20 protein-coding genes and 2 tRNA genes are annotated in these 19,326 nt (G+C 70.7%); 10 read left to right on the top strand and 12 right to left on the bottom strand.

The window, feature by feature from the left end; all coding sequences use genetic code 11:
• The first annotated feature begins 13 nt into the window (after nucleotides 1-13).
• The 3 genes from ACFOYY_RS24590 (at nucleotide 14) to ACFOYY_RS24580 (ending at nucleotide 2,520) form a co-directional block, all read left to right on the top strand.
• Nucleotides 14-853, top strand: a complete 840-nt coding sequence (locus ACFOYY_RS24590; RefSeq protein ID WP_362784369.1) for a metal-dependent hydrolase — start codon at nucleotides 14-16, stop codon at nucleotides 851-853.
• A 142-nt stretch (nucleotides 854-995) separates the two neighbouring features.
• Nucleotides 996-2,426, top strand: coding sequence for an MFS transporter (locus ACFOYY_RS24585; RefSeq protein WP_386192420.1), 1,431 nt, complete (start codon nucleotides 996-998; stop codon nucleotides 2,424-2,426).
• Between the two features lie 21 nt (nucleotides 2,427-2,447).
• Nucleotides 2,448-2,520, top strand: a tRNA-Ala gene (locus ACFOYY_RS24580).
• 120 nt (nucleotides 2,521-2,640) lie between these two features.
• Here ACFOYY_RS24580 and lepB read toward each other — a convergent pair.
• The 7 genes from lepB to ACFOYY_RS24545 all read right to left on the bottom strand — a co-directional run bounded on the left by lepB (nucleotide 2,641) and on the right by ACFOYY_RS24545 (nucleotide 7,627).
• Nucleotides 2,641-3,111: a signal peptidase I gene (gene lepB / locus ACFOYY_RS24575; RefSeq protein WP_386192418.1), complete on the bottom strand. Its 471-nt coding sequence runs from the start codon at nucleotides 3,109-3,111 to the stop codon at nucleotides 2,641-2,643.
• Nucleotides 3,108-4,982: an ABC transporter ATP-binding protein gene (locus ACFOYY_RS24570; RefSeq protein WP_386192415.1), complete on the bottom strand. Its 1,875-nt coding sequence runs from the start codon at nucleotides 4,980-4,982 to the stop codon at nucleotides 3,108-3,110. Before ACFOYY_RS24570 ends, lepB begins: the two co-directional genes overlap by 4 nt.
• Nucleotides 4,979-5,536: a TlpA family protein disulfide reductase gene (locus ACFOYY_RS24565; RefSeq protein ID WP_352016328.1), complete on the bottom strand. Its 558-nt coding sequence runs from the start codon at nucleotides 5,534-5,536 to the stop codon at nucleotides 4,979-4,981. The genes ACFOYY_RS24570 and ACFOYY_RS24565 overlap by 4 nt, the downstream gene beginning before the upstream one ends.
• 46 nt (nucleotides 5,537-5,582) lie before the next feature.
• Nucleotides 5,583-6,092, bottom strand: a complete 510-nt coding sequence (locus ACFOYY_RS24560) for a MauE/DoxX family redox-associated membrane protein (protein ID WP_352016327.1) — start codon at nucleotides 6,090-6,092, stop codon at nucleotides 5,583-5,585.
• A gap of 95 nt (nucleotides 6,093-6,187) precedes the next feature.
• A complete protein-coding gene (locus ACFOYY_RS24555) occupies nucleotides 6,188-6,397 on the bottom strand; it encodes a hypothetical protein (protein WP_352016326.1) in 210 nt (69 codons plus the stop codon).
• Nucleotides 6,398-6,429: 32 nt separating this feature from the next.
• Nucleotides 6,430-6,594 (bottom strand): hypothetical protein, encoded by a 165-nt coding sequence (locus tag ACFOYY_RS24550; protein ID WP_362784356.1) that lies wholly within the window; start codon nucleotides 6,592-6,594, stop codon nucleotides 6,430-6,432.
• Between the two features lie 490 nt (nucleotides 6,595-7,084).
• Complete coding sequence (locus ACFOYY_RS24545; RefSeq protein WP_352016324.1) at nucleotides 7,085-7,627, bottom strand: hypothetical protein; 543 nt, start codon at nucleotides 7,625-7,627, stop codon at nucleotides 7,085-7,087.
• A 63-nt stretch (nucleotides 7,628-7,690) separates the two neighbouring features.
• Here ACFOYY_RS24545 and ACFOYY_RS24540 point away from each other — a divergent pair, with 63 nt between their 5' ends.
• From ACFOYY_RS24540 to ACFOYY_RS24520, 5 genes are all read left to right on the top strand, one after another.
• Nucleotides 7,691-8,581: a hypothetical protein gene (locus ACFOYY_RS24540; protein WP_386192411.1), complete on the top strand. Its 891-nt coding sequence runs from the start codon at nucleotides 7,691-7,693 to the stop codon at nucleotides 8,579-8,581.
• Between the two features lie 66 nt (nucleotides 8,582-8,647).
• Nucleotides 8,648-8,917 (top strand): metal-sensitive transcriptional regulator, encoded by a 270-nt coding sequence (locus tag ACFOYY_RS24535; RefSeq protein ID WP_352016322.1) that lies wholly within the window; start codon nucleotides 8,648-8,650, stop codon nucleotides 8,915-8,917.
• A gap of 125 nt (nucleotides 8,918-9,042) precedes the next feature.
• Nucleotides 9,043-10,380, top strand: a complete 1,338-nt coding sequence (locus tag ACFOYY_RS24530) for an MBL fold metallo-hydrolase (protein WP_386192408.1) — start codon at nucleotides 9,043-9,045, stop codon at nucleotides 10,378-10,380.
• The gene (locus tag ACFOYY_RS24525) at nucleotides 10,377-10,946 is read left to right on the top strand and encodes a rhodanese-like domain-containing protein (RefSeq protein WP_352016320.1); all 570 of its coding nucleotides are present in this window, start codon (nucleotides 10,377-10,379) and stop codon (nucleotides 10,944-10,946) included. The genes ACFOYY_RS24530 and ACFOYY_RS24525 overlap by 4 nt, the downstream gene beginning before the upstream one ends.
• On the top strand, nucleotides 10,943-11,713 hold the full coding sequence (locus tag ACFOYY_RS24520; protein WP_352016319.1) for a sulfite exporter TauE/SafE family protein: 771 nt from the start codon (nucleotides 10,943-10,945) through the stop codon (nucleotides 11,711-11,713). The genes ACFOYY_RS24525 and ACFOYY_RS24520 overlap by 4 nt, the downstream gene beginning before the upstream one ends.
• A gap of 81 nt (nucleotides 11,714-11,794) precedes the next feature.
• Here ACFOYY_RS24520 and ACFOYY_RS24515 read toward each other — a convergent pair whose 3' ends face one another.
• The 4 genes from ACFOYY_RS24515 to ACFOYY_RS24500 form a co-directional block, all read right to left on the bottom strand.
• Nucleotides 11,795-12,613, bottom strand: a complete 819-nt coding sequence (locus tag ACFOYY_RS24515) for a MerR family transcriptional regulator (protein WP_386192405.1) — start codon at nucleotides 12,611-12,613, stop codon at nucleotides 11,795-11,797.
• Between the two features lie 46 nt (nucleotides 12,614-12,659).
• Nucleotides 12,660-13,259, bottom strand: a complete 600-nt coding sequence (locus tag ACFOYY_RS24510; RefSeq protein ID WP_352016317.1) for a hypothetical protein — start codon at nucleotides 13,257-13,259, stop codon at nucleotides 12,660-12,662.
• Nucleotides 13,260-13,346: 87 nt separating this feature from the next.
• Nucleotides 13,347-14,735 carry a selenium-binding protein SBP56-related protein gene (locus ACFOYY_RS24505; protein WP_386192402.1) on the bottom strand — a complete coding sequence of 463 codons (1,389 nt, stop codon included), beginning with the start codon at nucleotides 14,733-14,735 and terminating at the stop codon, nucleotides 13,347-13,349.
• Between the two features lie 83 nt (nucleotides 14,736-14,818).
• The gene (locus ACFOYY_RS24500; protein WP_386192399.1) at nucleotides 14,819-16,588 is read right to left on the bottom strand and encodes an asparagine synthase-related protein; all 1,770 of its coding nucleotides are present in this window, start codon (nucleotides 16,586-16,588) and stop codon (nucleotides 14,819-14,821) included.
• Nucleotides 16,589-16,843: 255 nt separating this feature from the next.
• Between ACFOYY_RS24500 and ACFOYY_RS24495 the strand changes: the two genes are divergently transcribed.
• Both ACFOYY_RS24495 and ACFOYY_RS24490 read left to right on the top strand, forming a co-directional pair.
• Complete coding sequence (locus ACFOYY_RS24495) at nucleotides 16,844-18,316, top strand: vWA domain-containing protein (protein ID WP_386192396.1); 1,473 nt, start codon at nucleotides 16,844-16,846, stop codon at nucleotides 18,314-18,316.
• A gap of 118 nt (nucleotides 18,317-18,434) precedes the next feature.
• Nucleotides 18,435-18,507, top strand: a tRNA-Ala gene (locus ACFOYY_RS24490).
• 161 nt (nucleotides 18,508-18,668) lie between these two features.
• Here ACFOYY_RS24490 and ACFOYY_RS24485 read toward each other — a convergent pair.
• Nucleotides 18,669-19,151, bottom strand: coding sequence for a hypothetical protein (locus tag ACFOYY_RS24485; RefSeq protein WP_352016313.1), 483 nt, complete (start codon nucleotides 19,149-19,151; stop codon nucleotides 18,669-18,671).
• Between the last annotated feature and the right edge of the window lie 175 nt (nucleotides 19,152-19,326).

Here is a 19,326-nt window from a genome sequence, read left to right as displayed (position 1 = left end):
GAAGGGGGAAACGGTGATCGAGGGATCGACGCTTGTCAGCTATCCGGCGGGGGAGACCGGGGGCCGCTCCACAGTCGTGGCGAGGGTCCCCGTGGGGGAGGAGCACGGGACGGTCGTGGCCGAGACCCCCTTCCATCCGCTCGACCACACCTGGCCCGACCAGCCCGCGGACCGGGGGACCATCGCCGGGATCGCGGTGACCGACTGCGTGACCGGGGCGGTGGCCGACGGCGAGCAGCGGATCCACCTCGGCGAGGACATCCCGGTACGGCGCGGCAGCTCCGGGTGGAGCTGGCTGGTCGTCCACGTCACCCGGGAGCCGGTCCCCGACGGGGAGGTCGAACTCGCCGTCGACGCCGAGTACCGTCACGCGCTCTCCACGGGGCACACCGCCTGCCACCTCGCCGCGCTCGCGCTCAACGCGGCGCTGGCAGACCGGTGGCGCAAGGAGATCTCCGCGGACGGCCTGGGCAACCCCGACTTCGACCAGACGGCCATCGCCTCCTCGCGAATCCTGCCCGGGGGCAGCCTCGACGTCTATCGCCTCGGCAAGTCGCTGCGCCGCAAGGGCTTCGTCACGGAAGGGCTGCAGGAGAGCCTTCCGGAGATCACCGGGAAGGTCTGCGACACGCTGAAGGAGTGGGTCGCGGCCGACGCCGAGGTCCGGATCGAGAGCCCCGGGCGCGAACTGACCGCACGCCGTACCTGGCGCTGTGGCCTGCCCGAGGGAGAGGTGACCATTCCGTGCGGCGGCACCCACCTGCCGAGCACCTCCCGGCTCGGCGCCGTCACCGTGTCCTTCGAACTGTCCCAGGACGGCACCGAGCTCACCATGCGCACCACCGCGGGCTGAAGGCGGCGCTCCCCGGGAGTCCACGGACATGGCGCCCAAGGCGTATCACGCCACCCGTGACGCGACATGACCCAGTAGATGACGTTTTCTGACGAGCATTTACCATCTCATTGCCGCAAGCCGATGGGAAAAGAGGGGGAGCATGGCAGGAGTGGCCGTCGCCGGATCCGGTGCCGCGATCCGGAGCAGACAGCTCTGGCTCACCCTGCTCGCCCTCTCCATGGCGGGAATGGTCGTCTCCGTCCAGCAGACCGTGGTCATTCCGCTGCTGCCGAGGATGATGGCCGGCTTCGGCGTCTCGGTCGACGAGGTCGCCTGGGTCTTCACCGCATCGCTGCTCGTCGGCGCGGTGGCCACGCCACTGCTGTCCCGCCTGGGGGACATGTACGGCAAGAAGCGGATGATCCTGTTCACCGTCGGTCTGCTCGTCCTGGGCTCCGTGATCTGCGCCGTCTCGCTCACGCTGCCGGTGCTGATCGTGGGCCGTGCCCTGCAGGGAGCCTCCGCGGCGCTGATCCCCCTGGCCATCGGCATGATCAGGGACAGCTTCCCGGCCCAGAAGGTGATGACCGCGATCGGCGTGGTCAGCGCGACCATGGGCATCGGCGGCAACCTCGGCATGATCGTCACCGGCGTCATCGCCGACCGGACGCCCAGCCACCACCCGGTCTTCTGGATCACCGCCGGACTCGGCGTGGTCGCGATCGTCCTCATCGCCCTGAGCGCCCACGACAGCGGGGCTCGCGCCGGGGGCCGCCTCGACCTCGTCGGCGCGTTGCTGTTGTCGATCTGGCTGGTCTGCCTGCTGCTCGCGGTGTCCAAGGGAAACGACTGGGGATGGGGATCCCCCCAGGTGGTCGCCCTGTTCGCGGCCACCGCGGTGGTCTGCGCGGTGTGGGTGTTCAGCCAGCTCAGGCTCAGGGCGCCGATGGTCCGTCTCGACCTGCTCGTCGGCCGCCGGTCGCTGCCGGCCAACCTGGCCGCGCTGCTGCTCGGCTTCGCGATGTTCGGCTCCTTCACGCTGGTCTCCAGCTTCGTCCAGACCCCCTCCTCGGCCGGGTACGGCTTCGGCGGATCGGTCCTCGACGTCGGCCTCTACGCCCTGCCGAGCACCGTCACCATGCTGGTGTCGTCCTTCATGGCGGGACGGATCTCCGGACGCCTCGGCCCGGCGCGTTCCCTGGCCGTCGGCGCGGCCATCACGGCGGCGGCCTTCGGCTGGTTCGCGATCTTCAACGCCTCGGTCTCGGACCTGATCGTCGCCAACACGCTGCAGGGGCTCGGGTTCGGAGTCGCCTACGCGGCCCTCGGGGCGCTGGCCGTACAGCATGTGCCGATGGACCAGAGCGGCATCGCCAGCGGGGTCAACTCCCTGGTCCGCTCCATCGGAGGCAGCGCTTCGGGGGCGGTGACGGCCGCGCTGCTGACCTCGATCACCGTCGCGGGCACGGCCGTCCCCGCCCGCGGCGCCTACGTGCTGTCCTTCACGATCGTCGCGGTGAGCGCCGTCGCCTCCGTCCTGGTCGCCCTCGTCGCCGCCGCGATGGCACGAGGGGTCCCGGAAGTCGGCTAAGATTTCTTCTGCACCACACAAGGGGCTATGGCGCAGCTGGTAGCGCGCCTCCATGGCATGGAGGAGGTCTGGGGTTCGAATCCCCATAGCTCCACAGCGAAGTGGTCGACGAAGATCCCGCCTGATCGGTCCGATCGGGCGGGATCTTCGCTTTCCGGGACGGCGAGGCCGTCGAGGGGCGTTTCGCGGTCCGGTGGTGACGGTCCGCCGCTGATCACGGCCGCGGGAGCCGCCCGGCTCTCCTGCGGACGGCCACGCCGAGGATCCGGTCGCCGGAGTACAGGCCGACCTGACGTGAGTCGTGACTCTCGCCGGCGTCGCCGAACACGATCAGCGAGTTCTCCGGGACGGTCTCCCGGCCGTCCGACGCGGCGCGCGCCGACACCGGGATCCGGTCGCCGGGCAGCGCCACCACCCGTTTGACCTTCCACCGTGTACGCGGTCGTGCGGGCGCGACGACGACGACGCCCCTTGGGTGAACCGGGCGGGGCGGCTCCAGGACCACGATGTCGCCGACCTTCAATCCGGTGATGCGGCACCGCCGTACCAGGAGACGGTCTCCCGGCTGGAGGGTGGGCGTCATGCTGGTGCCGCTCACGGTCACCAGCACCCAGCGCCGCCGCAGACGGGCGAGAAGGACGGCGAACGCGGCGAGGACGGAGACCGAGGTGAGAAGTCCGATCACGAGGAGACCGCCTGCGGTTCCTGCCCGGTGTCGTAACCCAGCGCCTGCAGGAGGAAGAGCCGGGCGTAGTCGCCGTCCACGGTCATCAGTTCCTCGTGCGTGCCCTGTTCGGTGATCCGGCCGTCGGCGAGGACGACGATGCGGTCGGCCATCCGGACGGCGTTCAGCCGGTGAGAGATGATCACGCTGGTGGCGCCGTGCCGGTGCTCGACCAGCCGCCGGTGGATCGTGTGCTCCGCCTCGGCGTCCAGGCCCGAGCTGGGCTCGTCGAGGACGAGCAGATCCCGCCTGCCCCGCATGAGGCCGCGCGCGAGGGCGAGCCGCTGCCACTGGCCGCCGGACAGTGTCACACCCGCCGTCCTGCCGTCCGACCGGGAGTTCATGAAGAAAATCCTGCTCAGGAGCGTGTCATATCCGTACGGCAGGCCCGAGACGGTCTCGTGGGCCTCCGCGGCGGTCGCGGCGGCGCGGATCCTGTCGCGGTCCTCCAGCGCCGTCAGGTCGCCGATGCCGATGTTCTCGGCGGCGGTGAAGTCGTAGTTCATGTGGTCCTGGAAGACCGTGCCGATCCGGTCACGCAGTTCCGCCACCGGAATGAGACGGATGTCCACCCCGTCCCAGGTGATCGTCCCGCGCGTGGGCTCGTACAGCCGGCACAGCAGCTTCACCAGGGTGCTCTTGCCGGCGCCGTTCACGCCGACCACGGCGAGCAGGGCACCGCGGGGGATGCGCAGATCGACGCCGCGCAGCACCCACGGCTTGTCGGCGTCGTAGCGGAACCAGACGTCCTTCAGCTCGATCGCGTCCCTCAGCGGCAGGGCGGGCAGCGGGGAGTCCGGCCTCGTCAGGTCGGGTCCCGCGTTCAGGACGGTGAGATAGTGGCCGAACTGCAGGAGCCCCTGGTGCCCGCTCGCCAGTAACGTGATCAGCCCGGACAGCCCGGACTGCACACCCGCGACCGCCGCGACGAAGACGACCACGTCGCCCGGGGTCAGCTCGCCCACCCGGGCCAGCTGGACGGCCCAGACCAGCCCGCCGCCGGACACCGCGGCGGCGAGCGCGGCCAGGCCCACCTGAGCGCGGAAGGCCCGCCGGTCGAGTTCGTGCTCCGCGCCGTTGACCTGTCGTAGTTCGGCCAGCATCCGTTTCCGCATGAAGTCGCCCAGGCCGAACAGCCGGATCTCCTTGGCCGCCGCGCGGTCGGTCATGAGCTGGGAGTAGAACAACTCCCGGCGCGCGTTGGGGCTGGTCGTCCAGAGCATCTCACCGCGCCTGCGGCTCAGGGCCAGCTCGGAGACCACGGCGGGCACGGCCGAGAGCACTACGAACCCCGCCATGACGGGACGCACCGCCAGCAGCGTTCCGGCGAACCCGATCATGGTGACGGCGGCGCGTACGCCTCCCAGCGCCGCGTCGAGGACGATCTGCGGCGCCGTCCCGCTCGCCTGCCGTGCCAGGCCGATGCGGTCGTGGAACTCGGGATCCTCGAACCGGGCCATACCCTCGAAACGAGACAGCGCCTCATACAGCCGGTCCCGGGTGCGGAACCGGATGCTCCGGCCAAGCTCCGCCTGCACGTACCGGGAGAGGAACGGCAGCGTCGCCGTGAGCAGTCCCAGGCACGCCAGCAGGACGGCCTGTGTCACCAACCGGCCGACGGGCACCCGCTCGGCCGACAGCCCGTCCAGAACGTACTTGGTCAGCCAGGCGACGCCGACCGGCGCGGCGCCCGTGACGAGCGCGGCGGTCAGATAGGTCAGCAGCAGGGCCGGTCCGGCGTGCCACGCGACGCCCAGGGCGGCGACCGCTCTCTCCCGCCAGGTCGCCTCACCGCCGACGTGGCCGGCGGTGAGGCCGAGTCCGCTCGTCACCGCGCGGGGACCTGGGGTGAGGCCAGTTCGCGGACGCTCACCGCGCTCGTGCGCACGGTGCCGTCCCGGTCGAGCAGGACGAACGTGGGTGAGCCCTGTACGCCGAACGCGCCGGTCACCGGACCGTCCTGCGGCTCCACGACCACCCGCGCCACCCGGCCTACGGCGTCGATGATGTCGGCGCCCTGTTCCAGGGTGCCGGAGACGACCACCAGTTTCCGCTCCGGGCCGCCGGGCATGGCGGCGGCGTACTCGACGAAACGGGGAACCTCCTCCCGGCAGGACGGGCACCCCGTGGAGAAGAAGCCCGTGAACAGGGGAGTTCTCAGATCGCGCAGGGACACGGTGGCGCCGTCGAGCGCCGTCGCCTCGAAGTCGGCGACGCGGTATCCGGACTCCGGCGACGACCTGCGCTCCACGAGCCGGTCGAGGCCGGCCCGTGCCCATTTCGCCTCGTGGTCCCGTAACCGGCGCAGGACCGCGAGCGACAGCAGCAAGTTGAGCAAGCCCAGAAAACCGACGACGACCACAGCGGCGATCAGTACGGCATCCATCGACACTCCCAGCCTGAGAGGACCTGCAAGAGAATTCAGCGGACGTTCAGCGGACAAGGATCAGCGCCACGAGGTCGTCGTAGGCGATGACCAGCGTGGCCAGGACGACGGCCACGAAACCGGAGAGGAGCATGGCGGTCACGTCGAGTCCGCCGGAAGCCAGGAGGGTCCCCGCCATGCCCGCCGCCGCGACGGACAGGAGGATCACGTTGCGCACCACGTGCCGCACACCCAAGGGCTGATCGGACGCGCCGAAGCACCGGCAGCTCGTCGTCGCGCCCCGCCGTACGGCCGAGCCGATCGCTCCCGTGAAGGCCGCCAGCAACATCGCGGCGAGTCCCAGGCCCACGGGAGCGGTGGCGTCGATCAGCATCAGCGACGCGGAGACCAGTTCGCCCGCGATCACCGCACCCGAGACGGCGGAACTCCAGCGCGGGGCCACACCGAACTCACCGACCGCGGCGCGGAACCGCGCCAGATCACCTCGCCCGCGTAACTTACCGGCGACGGCGGCGAGGAGAACCAGGGCGAGAGACAGGCGGCATATGAAACTCAAATATGCCACCGATATCACGAGCCTCCCGCTGAACGGGGGCGGTGTGATTGCGGGAACATTTCAGAGGAAATGCGTGCCGTCACGGGATTCGCCGTTCAGCAGAACCACGGTCCGTGATCGCAGCCTCCGGCGGTACACGTCCCGATGCGGTACCAGTCGCTGCAGCCGCCGGGGCCGCAGATCTGCTGCCAGAGTTCGCAGTTCTTGCAGGTGCACCGCAGATATGTCGGGTCGGCGGACGCCTCGGCCCGGGGGGCGGTCAGGGAGAGGAGTGTGTCCCCGACCCTGTTCAGCAGACGAGTCATGTGAACCTCCAGGGGTTTGAGCTGGGTAAACCTCAGCAGGAGTAGACGCCGGTCGGCTTGGTGCACCCTCCGGCGAGGTACCAGTCGCTGCAGCCGCTGGGGCCGCAGATCCGCTGCATCAGCCCGCACGTGTCATTGCAGTAACACTGCAGATATGTCGGGTCGGCGGACGCCTCGGCCCGCGGCGCCGCCATCATGAGCATAAGATCGCCCGCGGCTCTGAACATACGAACCATTTCGCTTCCCTCGGGTCGGTGATTTATCGAAATCATAATTATGTGCGACCGGCCGATCCAGGAGCTTTTCTGCCATACATGGACGGTCGGCTGCCAAATCCGAACCCGAAGTATTTCTCCGGCCGTAGCCGGGCGGGGGAGCGGTCATGTGGTCGATTTCGAGTAATCGTGCGGTGGCGACGACGTCCGGCAGGGCGTGTGCGAAAGACCGTCACAGTGGTCGCAGGCCGGGCACCGGGGGGTTCGGGGCCGCCGGACGCTCAACCAGCGCGGTTTCGGAGGCGAGCCGAGCAAGGAGACCGGTGCGCCGGGGCCGCCGTCTCGCTGGGACCGCCGCGAACCCCGGGGACGATCTCACGGATCGCTCCGCCAAGCGTGAGCCGGTAGGACCCGGTCGGGCCGTGTTCAGCCTCGGCCCAGGGCGGTTCGAAGGGACTGGCGGGGTCCGGGGTCACCCGCTGATCGGTTCGTAGGCGCCTCCCCACTCGTTGAGCAGGACGAAGCCGGGCGATGCCACCGTCTCCATGAGGAGGGTCAGCGCGTCCGTCGTCGACGGGAGGCGCAGCCCGAGCAGTCCGGTCAGCGAGGTACGGCACGCGTCGAGGTCGATGTCGTGGTCGGCGTACTCCTCCTCCAGCTCCGGAACCACCGACGACATCGCTTCGAGCCCGCCGGAGACGCGCCAGACACAGTCCCTCCAGTACGGGACCCGCACGATCAGCTGGATCGCGGAGGTCAGGTCACCGCCGATCAGCCCGGCCTGCCCCTCGGAGTCGGCGTAGAGCACCGGCCGCCGCCCGGCCGCGTCCCCGCAGAGGAAGTACGTCCCGCCCGCGCCGTCACCGGCGACCGCCTCAAGGGTCTGTCCGGACTGCAGCGTCACCTTCTCGACGTGGTCGGTGCGGGAGACGTCGAAGTCGAACGGCCAGGTCAGCAGTTCGGCGGCGGCCGGAGTGCGGTGGATGAGGCCGAGCAGGGGGTCGGGGTGCGTCATGGGGAGCACCGTAACAGTCGTTCGCGGGGCGAACCGGTCATCCCAGTCGCGCGTCTACTGATCATGAGATTGCTCCCGATCGCGCTGCTCGTCGTGCTCGTGACGGCCTGCGGTCCCGGACACGCGCCGGTCACCGACGACGAGTTCGCCGCCCGTGCCCGCGAGGTCGTCGAACACTGGCGGGGCTCGGCGGAGCGGGAGGCCTGGGTCTCGGGGTTCGTCCCGCTGCGGAACCTGACCCTGGAGCCGGACTGGAGGCGCACACCCCGCTGGGTCGGACGGAGCGCGATCAACAGCGTCTGGAGGCTGGAGACCGAACCGCCGTCCGGGACGCCCGCCCCGGCGAGGTTGCGCTGGGCCGACGGAGGCTCGCTGGAGGTGCCGGTCCTGACGGCGGAGGCCGCCTACGCGGGGCTGAGCAAGCCCAAGTCCTTCGCCGACGAGAAGTGCCCGGCCGAGGGCTGCCGGCCGTTGAGCGTGGTCGCGGTGGCGCGGGGCGAGGCCACGGTGCCCAGCAGCAGGGGAGAGGTACGGGTTCCGACGTGGGACTTCACCGTGCGGGGCGTGCCGGAGCCGTTCCGGCGGGTGGCGGTCGACCCGGCCGCGATGGGCGGGCCGCCCCGGCCGCTGGACGACGGGATCCAGGAGGTGGACACCTACGAGGCGAGCGCGCCGACCGAGCTCCGGCTGAGCTACCTGCACGGCGACTGCGACACGACGTACGGCTCGCGTGTCCACGAGACGCCCGAGGCGGTGGTCGTGGACGTCGACGTCCGGGACGACGACGACGTGAGGATCTGCCCCGACGTCAACAGGGCCGGCCGGATCGACGTCACGTTGCACGAGCCCCTGGGGCGCCGGGTGGTGCTGGACTCCGGCAGCGGGGTGCCCCTGCTGCCGGAGAGCAATGTCCGCCTGATCGAGTTCCGGAACTACGACCCACGCCGTTCCTAACGGGAGTTTCGGCCGTTGACATGCGCTGATTTGCCGAAACGGACACCCATACATACCCTAGGGGGTATGGAGCTGACGGAATCGATGGTGGGCGACGCCGTGACACGGCTGCGCCGTGCCCATGGGCAACTCGCGGGTGTGATCTCGATGATCGAGGCGGGGGAGGACTGCGTGAAGGTCCTGACCCAGCTCGCGGCCGTGTCCAAGGCGCTCGACCGGGCGGGGTTCAAGATCGTGGCCAGTGGCCTGAAATGCTGCCAGGACGCCCAGGCCCGTGGTGAGGAGGCTCCGATGAGGGTCGAGGAACTGGAGAAGCTCTTCCTGGCCCTGGCCTGAACCGAAGGGCGGCGAGCGGTTGGGGCACCCGCTCGCCGTGTGTCCCGCATATACCCCCGGGGGTACCTGGCCCCTCTCATGTCTCACTGATACCCCCTGGGGTATTTACCAAAGGAAGGACCACGATGGAGGTCATCTCGTTCCGCACGCCCGGTCTCGGCGACCAGAGTCACCTGCTCGTCCACGAGGGGCGCGGTGTCCTGGTCGATCCACAACGCGACATCGGCCGCTTCCTGGACGTGGCCGCCGAACGCGACGTCGAGCTGCGCTTCGTGCTGGAGACCCACCTGCACAACGACTACGTCTCGGGAGGCGGACAGGCGGCGCTGCGCACCGGCGCCGAGCTGGTGCTCCCGGCGGCCGCCGCGGCGGCGTACCCGCACACCCCGGCCTTCCATCTGGAGGACATCGACGGTGGGGGCGGTCTGACCATCCGCCCGATGCACACGCCCGGCCACACGCCGGAGCACACCGGCTATCTGGTGCTGATCGACGGCGAGCCCGTCGCGGTCTTCTCCGGCGGCAGCCTGCTGGTCTCCTCCGCAGGGCGGCCTGACCTGCTCGGACCCGAGCGCGCCCGCACTCTGGCCAGGCTGCAGTACGGCTCGCTGCACCGGCTGGCCGCGCTGCCCGGTGAGGTGGACCTGTTCCCGACGCACGGCGAGGGATCCTTCTGCAGCGTGTCCGGCGTCGGCCGCCACACCTCCACGATCGCCGACGAGCGACGGGACAACCCGCTGCTCGCGCTGCCCGACGCCGAGGCCTTCGCCGACGAACTGCTGGCCGCGCCGATGCCCATCCCGGCCTTCTACGCCCACATGGGACCGGCCAACCTTCTCGGAGCGCCCGCCATGCCGGCCCTGCGTCCGCCGGAGACAACGGTCGAGGAGATCCCCGAAGACGCGCACGTCGTGGACGTCCGCCCGCGTGCGGTGCAGGCGGCGGGGTTCCTGCCGGGATCGACCGGCATCGCGCCCGGCGACGACTTCGGCAGCTGGGCGGGCTGGCTGGTGCCGTACGGAGAACCGATCGTGCTGGTGGCGGAACCCGATCAGGACGTCACCGAGGCCCTCACCCAGCTGGCCAGGATCGGCGTCGACGACGTGCGCGGCGTCGTCCGCGACCTCGGCGGGCACGCGAGCGCCGGCTTCGAGCTGCTCGGCCTGACCGACTTCCTCGAAAGGATGCCCGGAGCCCGGGTGCTGGACGTGCGCATGCCCGGTGAACGGCGGGCCGACCCGCTGCCCGGCGCCGTCGAGCGATTCCTGCCGGACCTGCTCACCCAGGGTGTCCCCGAACAGCTGCGGGGCGAGCGGCAGGTGCTGGTCGTCTGCGGCTCGGGCCGCCGGGCCTCGATCGCCGCCACCGTCCTCACCCGCCACGGCCTGCACCCGGTCGTGCTCGGCGACGCGGGCGCCTCGCAGGTGGCGGCGGCCCTGGCCGGAAAGGGGGAGGCGCGGTGAACGCCGTCGACGTGGCCACCGTCCGGGCGCTGACCGCGGCCCGGGAGACCGAAGGCGCCGTGCTGCTGCTGGACGTGCGAACCCCCGCCGAGTTCGAGAGCGCGCACATCGACGGGTCCGTCAATGTGCCCCTCGACCGGCTGGAGGCGTATCTGCCGCAACTGGCCGGCGCGATGACCGGCCGGAGCGTGCTCGTCTGCCAGTCCGGCGGACGAGCCAGGACGGCCCAGGACAAGCTCACCGCCGCCGGGCTGCGCGGGACGGCCGTCATGACCGGCGGGCTGAACGCCTGGATCACCTCGGGAGCGCCCGTCAACCGGGGACGGCGCCGCTGGAGCCTGGAGAGGCAGGTCCGCCTGGTCGCGGGGCTGCTGGTCCTCGGCTCCGTCACGCTGAGCCTCTGGTGGGCACCGGCCCTGTTCGTCACGGCGTTCGTCGGCGCGGGGCTCGGCTACGCGGGAGCCAGTGACAACTGCATGATGGGCATGCTGCTGGCCCGCCTGCCGTACAACAGGGCCGGTGCCGGTGATCCCGCCGCCGCGCTCGCGCGGGCCTGTCGGCGATGACTCTCACCGTGGCCCTGGTGCTGGCCGGCGCGGTGGTCGTGGGCGTCAGCCTGGGACTGCTCGGCGCGGGTGGCTCGGTGCTGGCCGTGCCGGTGCTGGTCTACGGCGCGGGCCAGCCGGTGGCGGTGGCCGTCCCGACCTCGCTGGCGGTTGTGGCGATCTCCAGCGTGGGGGCGCTCGTCCCACGCCTGCGCCGGGGACAGGTCCGCTGGAGCGTCGCGGCGGTGTTCGCCGCGGGAGGCGTGCCTGCCGCCCTCGCCGGGGCGGTACTCGGCCGTGGGCTGCCCGGCGAACTGCTGCTGCCCGCGTTCGCGGTCATCATGGTCGTGGTCGCCGTGCGGATGCTGCGCGACGCGGAGTCGACCGGCGGTGCCTGCCGTACCACGGCGGGGCGGGTGAACCGCCGCCGGTGCCTGCCGAGGGCGCTGGCCGCGGGAGGCGGTGTCGGGGTGCTGACCGGGGTGTTCGGCGTCGGAGGGGGGTTCGCCGTCGTCCCCGCCCTGACCCTGCTCCTCGGCCTGACCGCGACCGATGCGGTGGGGACCTCGCTGGTCGTCGTCGCGGTCAACTCGGTGGCGGGGTTCGCCGGGCACGTGGGCACGCGGCTGGACTACGGCCTGGTGCTGCTCTTCGCCGGTGGGGCGCTGCTCACCTCGCTGGTCGCCGGGCGCCTGGCCACGCGGCTGCCCGCCGACCGGATCCGGCGCTGGTTCGCCTGGACCGTCCTGGCGCTGGCGCCGCTGGTCGCCGCGGGCGCGTGGATCTAGGACCGGGATCGGCGTCACCGTGGAGAAGGGGATCCGTCCAGGTGGGCGACGAATCCCCTTCTTGGACGAACCGGGTCAGGGCTACCCGGCCGCCACGGCGAGCTGGATCTCCGTCACCCATTTCTCGTGGTCGGCCGGGCACTCAAGGCTGATCTCCCTGGCCAGGCCCAGACTGCGGTAGCCGTGCTCCTCGACCCAGTGGGCCAGGATCTGGTAGGTCGAGTCGACGTGGTCCATCGACCCCCGGTGGACGATGGTCGCGGCCGTCCCGATCTCGGGCAGGTCCACGATCTCGAAGTCGTGCCCCGGGGACGGCTGGGCCGTCACCTCGACTCCGGCGTGCACGACCACCGAGCCGTCCTGGACGGGTTCGTAGTGGGCGATGCCGTACCCGGACGGTGCGACCCCCGCCCTTTCGAGGCGCTGGAACAACTCCTCGTACAGGGGCTTGATGACGGGGCCGATCTCCTCACTGTCGTAGCTCGCCGCGACGGCGCTGACCTCCGCCAGCCGCACCGGCGGGACACGCTTGACGACGACCTCTTCGACGGCCATGTGGCCCTCCCTCTCCATCGTCCGGAGCCTCGCCTCGATCCGCAGCAGCCGCGCGGTGTCCGCGGCGATCCGCTCCTCAAGCTCCGCACGGCGCAGCCGTACCATGCCGTGGAGTTCGGCCACGGTCACCTTCTCGTCGAGGATCGAGCTCACCTGCTGCAGGGTGAGGCCCAGGTCCTTCAACGCGATGACGCGGTTGAGGCGCGAGAGCTGCGCCGCGTGGTAGAAGCGGTAGCCGCTGGCCGGATCGACGTGGGCGGGCCGCAGCAGCCCGAGCGCGTCGTAGTGGCGCAGCATGCGTACCGAAACGCGGCCGAGCTGGGCGAAGTCTCCGATGCTGAACATGATGGTTCCAGGTGTACGGGCTCACACGGTGTCAGGGTCAAACGTGTCAGGTGAGGGCGGCGAAGGCCCCGGCGCCGACGAGGGCCACGGCCCAGGCGAGGTCGAGGTTGAACCACGCCTTGCGCAGCACCGCCACCCCCAGTTTCTCGTAGACCAGCAGGGCGACGGCCGTGACCGTCGTCAGCATCGCAAGGGTGTGGACCGCCGTGGCCAGCAGACTCTGCGAGGCCAGTACGGCGGCGCCGTGGCCACCGCGCAGGGTGACCGGGAGCACCATCAGGCCCGCCCCGTGCGCGGTGGCCATCAGGAACGACCACCCGGCGAGCTGCCACCGGTTCACCCGCATGCCGACCCAGCGGGGGTGGCGCCGCCGTACGATCCGCCAGATCCCGAACCCGCACACCACGGCCGCCACGCCGTAGGAGACGGCCCTGGGAGGCACGGCCAGCCGCGCGAGGGACACCAGCGCGAGCGTGACCAGCACCGAGCCCGCGTGGCCGAGCACGATGGGCGGCAGGGCGCGCAGCACCGCGGAGCGCGAGCGTTCCTGCAGGCCGAGGGCGACGGCGAACAGCCAGCCCATGGCCGGGTTCAGGCCGTGGAAGGCGCCGAGACCGGCCAGGACCAGCACGGACGTCAGGTCCATCTCGCGCGCTCCGTCCTGTTCTTCGGGGCGGGGCCCGCAAGAGCGTTCATGGAGGAGGCCGACTCCTTTCTGCGGTCGTCGCGGGGATCAGGAGGGGAAGCAGTAGGAGTCGGAGGAGGAGTCGCCTCCCTGCAGCCTGATCTGGTGTGCCCGGCGGCCGTCGGCGGCGAAGTCGACGAAGAAGCCCTCGTCGAGGGAGAGCGAGCCGTCGTCGCCGATGTCCACCTTGGCGATCCAGCTGGAGATGCCGTCGGGGTAGAAGACGTCGTCCCAGGAGCGGTAGAGCGAGTTGGAGAAGTAGACCCGCCGGCCGTCCCTGCTGGCCTCGACCATCTGCGGGCCGCCGTTCAGCGCCCGTCCCTGGCGCGCCGGGTGCGGGGTCCTGCCGACGATGCCGCCGAGGCGCACCGAACCGGTCTCGCGGGGGGAGAACGGGTCGGAGACGTCGTAGGCCTTCAACTCGCCCGTGCCCCAGCAGGAGACCAGCAGGATGCGGTCGTCGAGGGTCAGCGAGATGTCGGTCACCAGCGGCGGAACCGCTCCGAACTGCTTGAGCGGCTCGGGCAGCAGCTCGGGCTCGGCGGGCTCGGCGGGGATGGTGATGACCTTCTCCGCCTTCCAGACCCCGTTGTCCTGGTACCACGTGAAGATGCCGGCCGACAGGTCCTCGACGCTGATGACCGTGTTGACGAAGCCGTGGGTCTTGGACGGGTCGTGCGCGGGACGCAGTTCGAGGGCCATCTGGTGCTGGTCCCCGAGGTCGATCTCCTGCAGGTGCCTGCGCTTGGTCAGGTCCCAGACGTGCAGCTTGTGGCCGTACTTCCTGCCGACCAGCAGGTCGAGCGAGGGGCCCGCCTCGATCTGGTTGGGGGTGCCCCACTCACTGGTGATCATCGTGTCGTGGCCGAGGTGCCACCAGAAGTCGTAGTGCAGCTCCTGCGGGCCCCGGTCGACCTCCCAGCGGCCCTTGGGCTCGAAGGTGTCGTGGTCGAGGGTGAAGACGCCGCCGGGCGCGTCGCCGTCCACGTTGCCGAGCGCGCTGACGTAGATCGCGTCGGTGCCGCAGTGGACGGTGTGCGGGCGGCTGTAGCCGGTCTTGTCGAATACGGTCTCCGGCTCGATCGTCTTGACGAGCCTGGGCCGCCGGGGGTCGTCCTTGACGTCGAACACGTAGATCCTGCTGGAGCGCAGTCCCGGCAGGACCAGGTAGCGCCGCTCGACGTGCGGGTGCGGGGCGTACGGGCACAGGGCGGCGCTGCAGACGTTCCACCCGAAGTGGTGGAGCTCGTCGCCCGCGTGGGGCATGTCGCCGACGCTGACGATCGACCCGTCCGACAGGTCGATCGTGGCGAGCCCGTCGGGACGGCCCTGCCCTTCGGCGTCCAGCAGGGCGACGTAGGCGAGCTCCTCCCGAGGCGCCTGCATGGCGTCACGGGCCGACGGATAGAAGGTGGGATCGGGCTGAATGAGTGCCACGGGAACTCCTAGGCCGAGATCAATATCCCACTAATGTTGTAGGAAAACTCTCCGCTGTCTAGGGGTGATTTTACGTAGCCGGGTCAGGAGGGGACCTGGACGTGGATCTCGTCGAGTCCCTCGGGGGCCTTGCCCGGGTACGCGCCCGACAGCATCGTGGCCACCGTGTAGAGATGCCAGACCTGGGCGGGCTTGGTGACCACGGGCGCGGCGAACAGCTTGCGGACCTCGTCGGGGGAGACGATCGGGGCCAGCAGGTCGAGGTGCTCCAGGATGTGGTCGCGCAGCACGCCGCTCAGCGCCTCACCCGGGCTGGTGCGCCAGCTCCAGCCGCCCCCGGTCTTCGGAGCCGTCAGGAATCCCGGCTTACGCTGCCAGGGGTAGTAGCGCCTGTCGGCGGTGAAGCGCCACGGCTTGCCCTCGATGGGGATGTGGCGAAGTTTCGGGGCGAAGGTCGTGATGAGCTCGTGGACGACCTCCTCCGACAGCCGCCACGCCTGGTCGAGCCCGAGGGCCGCGCGCACCACCCGGTTGTCGAGGAAGGGCCAGACCGGGTCGCCCCGGCGCTGCGATCCCGCCCTTGAACCGGCCTGCCAGCGGCCGATCCGGTAGAAGACGTACATCTGGTCGAGGGCCTCGACCCCCTCGCGCTCCTGCCAGGGGCGGGCCAGTTCACGGGCGTGGTCGTTGGCCTCGGCGCTGAACAGGGCCTTGTCCCGCATGAAGGTGGTGTCGATCCGGCGCCGCAGTGCCTTGGGACTCAGGTCGCTCTGGAGCAGCAGGAAGCTGCCCGCGCGCAACACCTCCCCGCTCTGCCCCGACATGGTCGGCCTGGCATTGTACGGCAGGTAGCCGACGATCGACTCGTAGGCCGAGGTCATCCCCTCGCAGGTCCGCAGTGTCTCGTAGGTCCTGGCGAGCGGGTGCTCGACCAGGACGGCGTCCCTGCGCTCGGTGCGCGCCGGGGGGATGACCGTGTGCTCGACGCCGAGCGCCCCGGCGATCCGCCCGGCGAGGATCACGTCGGGGTGGCTGTCGAGGCCGTTCGTGGTCGCGCGCAGCGGAATCCCCGCCGCGTGCAGCACCGCGGCGGCCAGCCTGCTGTCCCGGCCGCCGGTGAGGGCGAGGTTGACCGGCTCGCCCGCCGCGCGCAGCGGCTCGACCGAGGTCAGCAGGGCGTCGGCCAGCCCCCCGATGAGGGCCCTGCGCCGCCTGGCCGAGGACGGCGCGGCGACGGCGACCGGCAGCGGCGCCTCGGTGACCGTACGGCTGCCGCCCCTGACGGTGACGGTCGAGGAGGGCGGCAGCGCGCTGACCCCCCGGTAGGGCGTCTCGTCGGACAGGAAGTAGCCCTGCCGGATCATCGACTGCAGGGCGAGCACGTCCCACTCGATCCGCTCGCCGAAGGCGGCCAGGCTGACCAGCAGAGCCCTGCTGCCGATCACGTGCACGTCCGGGGTCTCGGCGTAGTAGACCGGGCAGACCCGGTGGATCGCGGTCGCGGCGGCCAGTTCGGTACCGGTCGCGCGGAAGACCGAGAAGCAGCCGCCGACCGCCTCGGCGCTCAGTTCGGGGGCGCCCGCGAGCCGGTCGACGTCGCCGGGCACGGCCAGGTTGCCGTTGACCCCGGTCACCCTGTCGTGGCCGGTGGCCAGCAGCGGGGGAGTCCGGGAGTCGTCGGGCTCGTTGGTCCAGGCGAACAGGCTGACGCCGGGCCTGTGCCACTCGCGGGGTCTGATGACCTCGGCCGGGACGGGGAAGGCGGTCTCGATCGAGGCGCGCACCGTGTGCAGCACCGCCTCGGGAATTCCGGCTTCGGGACGCTTGGCCGCCAGTCCGAGATACACGCGCATGATCCCGAATCCTATGTCCCCTTTTTTCCGCACGAAGCCTGATTAATGAGGAAAACGTGTGGTCACTTGAGGTGTCGAGCGGGGAGAGGCCGATCACGCGCCGGGCACGGTTTGCGCTCGCTTGGGTCAAGCGCCAGGCCCAGGTCATGAGGGGGTCGTCGTACGGGATGGCGCGCGAATCCCGCGAGTCCCCGTGAATCCATGCAAATCCAGATAAATCACGGCGAATCCCTGTGAATCTCTGTGGAGGCGAACATGAAACCACGCACGCTCGCCGTCGTCCTGGCCGTCCTCGCCCTGTGGGTCACGGCCGCCTGCGGGAGCTCGGCGAATAGGTCGCCCAGCACCCAGCCCAGGGGCGACGCGAACGCCCAGGCACCCGAGGAACGCGAGAATGACACCGGCACGTCCAAGGACATGAACGACACCACCGTCGACCAGATCTCCACCTTCGCCCTCGACGTGGACACCGCCTCCTACGACTACGCCAGACGCGTCATCGGGGAGGGCAGACTCCCGGAGCGGGACAGGGTGAGACCGGAGGAGTTCGTCAACTCCTTCCGCCAGGACTACCGGGAACCCGAGGACGACGGTTTCTCCGTACAGCTGGACGGCGCACGGATGCCCGGCAACGGTACGGCGCTGCTCAGGGTCGGTCTGCGCACCCGTCAGGCGCAGTCACGGGAACGACGCCCGGCGAACCTGACCTTCGTGGTCGACGTCTCCGGCTCGATGGGCGAACCCGGCAGACTCGACCTGGTCCGTGAGGCGCTGCACCGGCTCATCGGACAGCTCGGGCCCGGGGACAAGATCTCCATCGTCGCCTTCAGCGACCAGGCCCAGGTCGTGCTGTCCATGACCCCCGCGACCGAACGGCAGGAGCTGGACGCGGCCGTCGAGCGGCTGGCCGTACAGGCCTCGACGAACCTGGAGGCGGGGCTGACCACCGGGTATCAGGAGGCGGCGAAGGCCTTCAGGCCGGTGGCGACCAACCGGGTCATCCTGCTCTCCGACGGCCTGGCCAACAACGGCGACACCAGCTGGCAGGGCATCCTGGACCGGGTCGAGGAGTACGCGGGCAAGCAGATCACCCTGCTGTGCGTCGGGGTCGGCCGTGACTACGGGGACCAGCTGATGGAGCAGCTCGCCGACAACGGGGACGGCGCCGCCGTCTATGTCAGCTCGGTCGACGACGCGCGCAAGGTGTTCGTCGAGCAACTCGCCGCCACCCTCGACCTGCGGGCCCGCGACGCCAAGGCGCAGGTCGTGTTCAACCCCGCCACGGTCGAGTCCTACAACCTGATCGGCTACGAGAACAGGCGGATCGCGGCCGAGGACTTCCGTGACGACAGCAAGGACGGCGGCGAGGTCGGCCCCGGTCACACGGTGACGGCCCTGTACGAGGTACGGCTGCGCCAGGGCGCCTCCGGCCAGCTCGCCACCGCGACCGTGCGCTGGCAGGACCCCGACACCCGCGCCCCGGGTGAGGTCAGCGGCTCCATCGGACGGGCCGACCTGGTCTCCTCTCCGTGGGAGAAGTCGTCGCCGCGGTTCCAGGTGGACGTGGTCGCCGCGGCCTTCGCCGAGTATCTCCGCACCGGAAGGCCGGTCGCCGGGGTCGAGACCGAGGAGCTGGCCGGACACGCCGGTCGTCTGGCGGCCTCGACGGAGGACCCCGCGGTGTCCGAGCTGGCGACCCTGATCACCCGCGCCCTGTCGCTCGGCTGACCGTACGGCCGCCGGGGCGGGCCTGTCCCGGCGGCCTCGACGGTCACCTCGCCGGTTACGGAGCAGGGTGCGATGTCCTATACACTGGCGTGGTGCCGCTGGGCGGTGCGAAACGCAAGGGGCTATGGCGCAGCTGGTAGCGCGCCTCCATGGCATGGAGGAGGTCTGGGGTTCGAATCCCCATAGCTCCACAGCGACAGCGTGTTGACGAGATCCCGTCCGATCGGACGGGATCTCGTCGTTTTCCGGCCCGGATGACCTGCCTGCGTCCCCACCCCGCGCGCCCCGCAGCATGGCTGCGAAACCGTGGACCCGGCAGTGGAGGCCGGCCGCCGGCGGACCACAGGGGTGGTCAGCCGTTCGGGAAGAGCGTGTGAAGGAGCGTGTGGCCCGGCATGGCCCGGGCCGGGAGCACGCCCACGGCGAACATCTCCGGGGTGTCGAACACGGGCTCCCCGCCGGGGCGGCGCGCGTAGGGGACCCGGCCGTAGTCCACGCCGTCGCCCTCGTGGAAGCTCATCCAGGTGATCGTCTCCTGTTCGCCCTCGCGGAGCGGGTGGTTGGACACGGCCCGGCTGTAGACGGTGCCGGAGGCGGTGACCCAGACCAGGGGGACGGCGAGGACCCATCGCGTCGCCCTGATCTCCCGAGCCCTGGCGGCCGCCCGCGTCTCGAACGAGACGGCCGACCGCGGGTCGCGGAGATAGTCGTAGTCGCTGAGCACGAGCCGCCGCTCGCCTTCGAGGGCCGCGACCGCCGGGCAGTGGCGGGCCGCGATGCTCCGCTGGAGACGTTCGACCACCTCGAAGAGCAGCGCGGCCGTCTCGTCGTTCATCGTGTCCTCCGGAACTCACGGTACGGACCGGTACGCCGGGCCCGCGCCGGAGAGGAGGCGCGGGCCGCGTGCGCGAGCCGTCAGATCTCCTCGACGCTGCTCGGCTCGCGCCGGGACAGGTCGATGCCGAGTTCTTCGGCGGCGCGGAAGACGTCCTCGTCGGTGTCGCGCATCT

Source organism: Streptosporangium jomthongense (genome assembly GCF_042650425.1).
Taxonomy (GTDB): Bacteria; Actinomycetota; Actinomycetes; order Streptosporangiales; family Streptosporangiaceae; genus Streptosporangium.
Note: the sequence above shows the minus strand (reverse complement) of the source record. Positions and strands in the feature narration are given on the sequence as shown.

Coding starts and splice junctions, on each gene's coding strand:
- ACFOYY_RS24585 (WP_386192420.1), top strand. CDS start 996: ATGGCAGGAGTGGCCGTCGCCGGATCCGGTGCCGCGATCCGGAGCAGA.
- ACFOYY_RS24565 (WP_352016328.1), bottom strand. CDS start 5,536: ATGGATGCCGTACTGATCGCCGCTGTGGTCGTCGTCGGTTTTCTGGGC.
- ACFOYY_RS24555 (WP_352016326.1), bottom strand. CDS start 6,397: ATGACTCGTCTGCTGAACAGGGTCGGGGACACACTCCTCTCCCTGACC.
- ACFOYY_RS24550 (WP_362784356.1), bottom strand. CDS start 6,594: ATGATGGCGGCGCCGCGGGCCGAGGCGTCCGCCGACCCGACATATCTG.
- ACFOYY_RS24545 (WP_352016324.1), bottom strand. CDS start 7,627: ATGACGCACCCCGACCCCCTGCTCGGCCTCATCCACCGCACTCCGGCC.
- ACFOYY_RS24540 (WP_386192411.1), top strand. CDS start 7,691: ATGAGATTGCTCCCGATCGCGCTGCTCGTCGTGCTCGTGACGGCCTGC.
- ACFOYY_RS24535 (WP_352016322.1), top strand. CDS start 8,648: ATGGAGCTGACGGAATCGATGGTGGGCGACGCCGTGACACGGCTGCGC.
- ACFOYY_RS24530 (WP_386192408.1), top strand. CDS start 9,043: ATGGAGGTCATCTCGTTCCGCACGCCCGGTCTCGGCGACCAGAGTCAC.
- ACFOYY_RS24520 (WP_352016319.1), top strand. CDS start 10,943: ATGACTCTCACCGTGGCCCTGGTGCTGGCCGGCGCGGTGGTCGTGGGC.
- ACFOYY_RS24515 (WP_386192405.1), bottom strand. CDS start 12,613: ATGTTCAGCATCGGAGACTTCGCCCAGCTCGGCCGCGTTTCGGTACGC.
- ACFOYY_RS24510 (WP_352016317.1), bottom strand. CDS start 13,259: ATGGACCTGACGTCCGTGCTGGTCCTGGCCGGTCTCGGCGCCTTCCAC.
- ACFOYY_RS24500 (WP_386192399.1), bottom strand. CDS start 16,588: ATGCGCGTGTATCTCGGACTGGCGGCCAAGCGTCCCGAAGCCGGAATT.
- ACFOYY_RS24495 (WP_386192396.1), top strand. CDS start 16,844: ATGAAACCACGCACGCTCGCCGTCGTCCTGGCCGTCCTCGCCCTGTGG.
- ACFOYY_RS24485 (WP_352016313.1), bottom strand. CDS start 19,151: ATGAACGACGAGACGGCCGCGCTGCTCTTCGAGGTGGTCGAACGTCTC.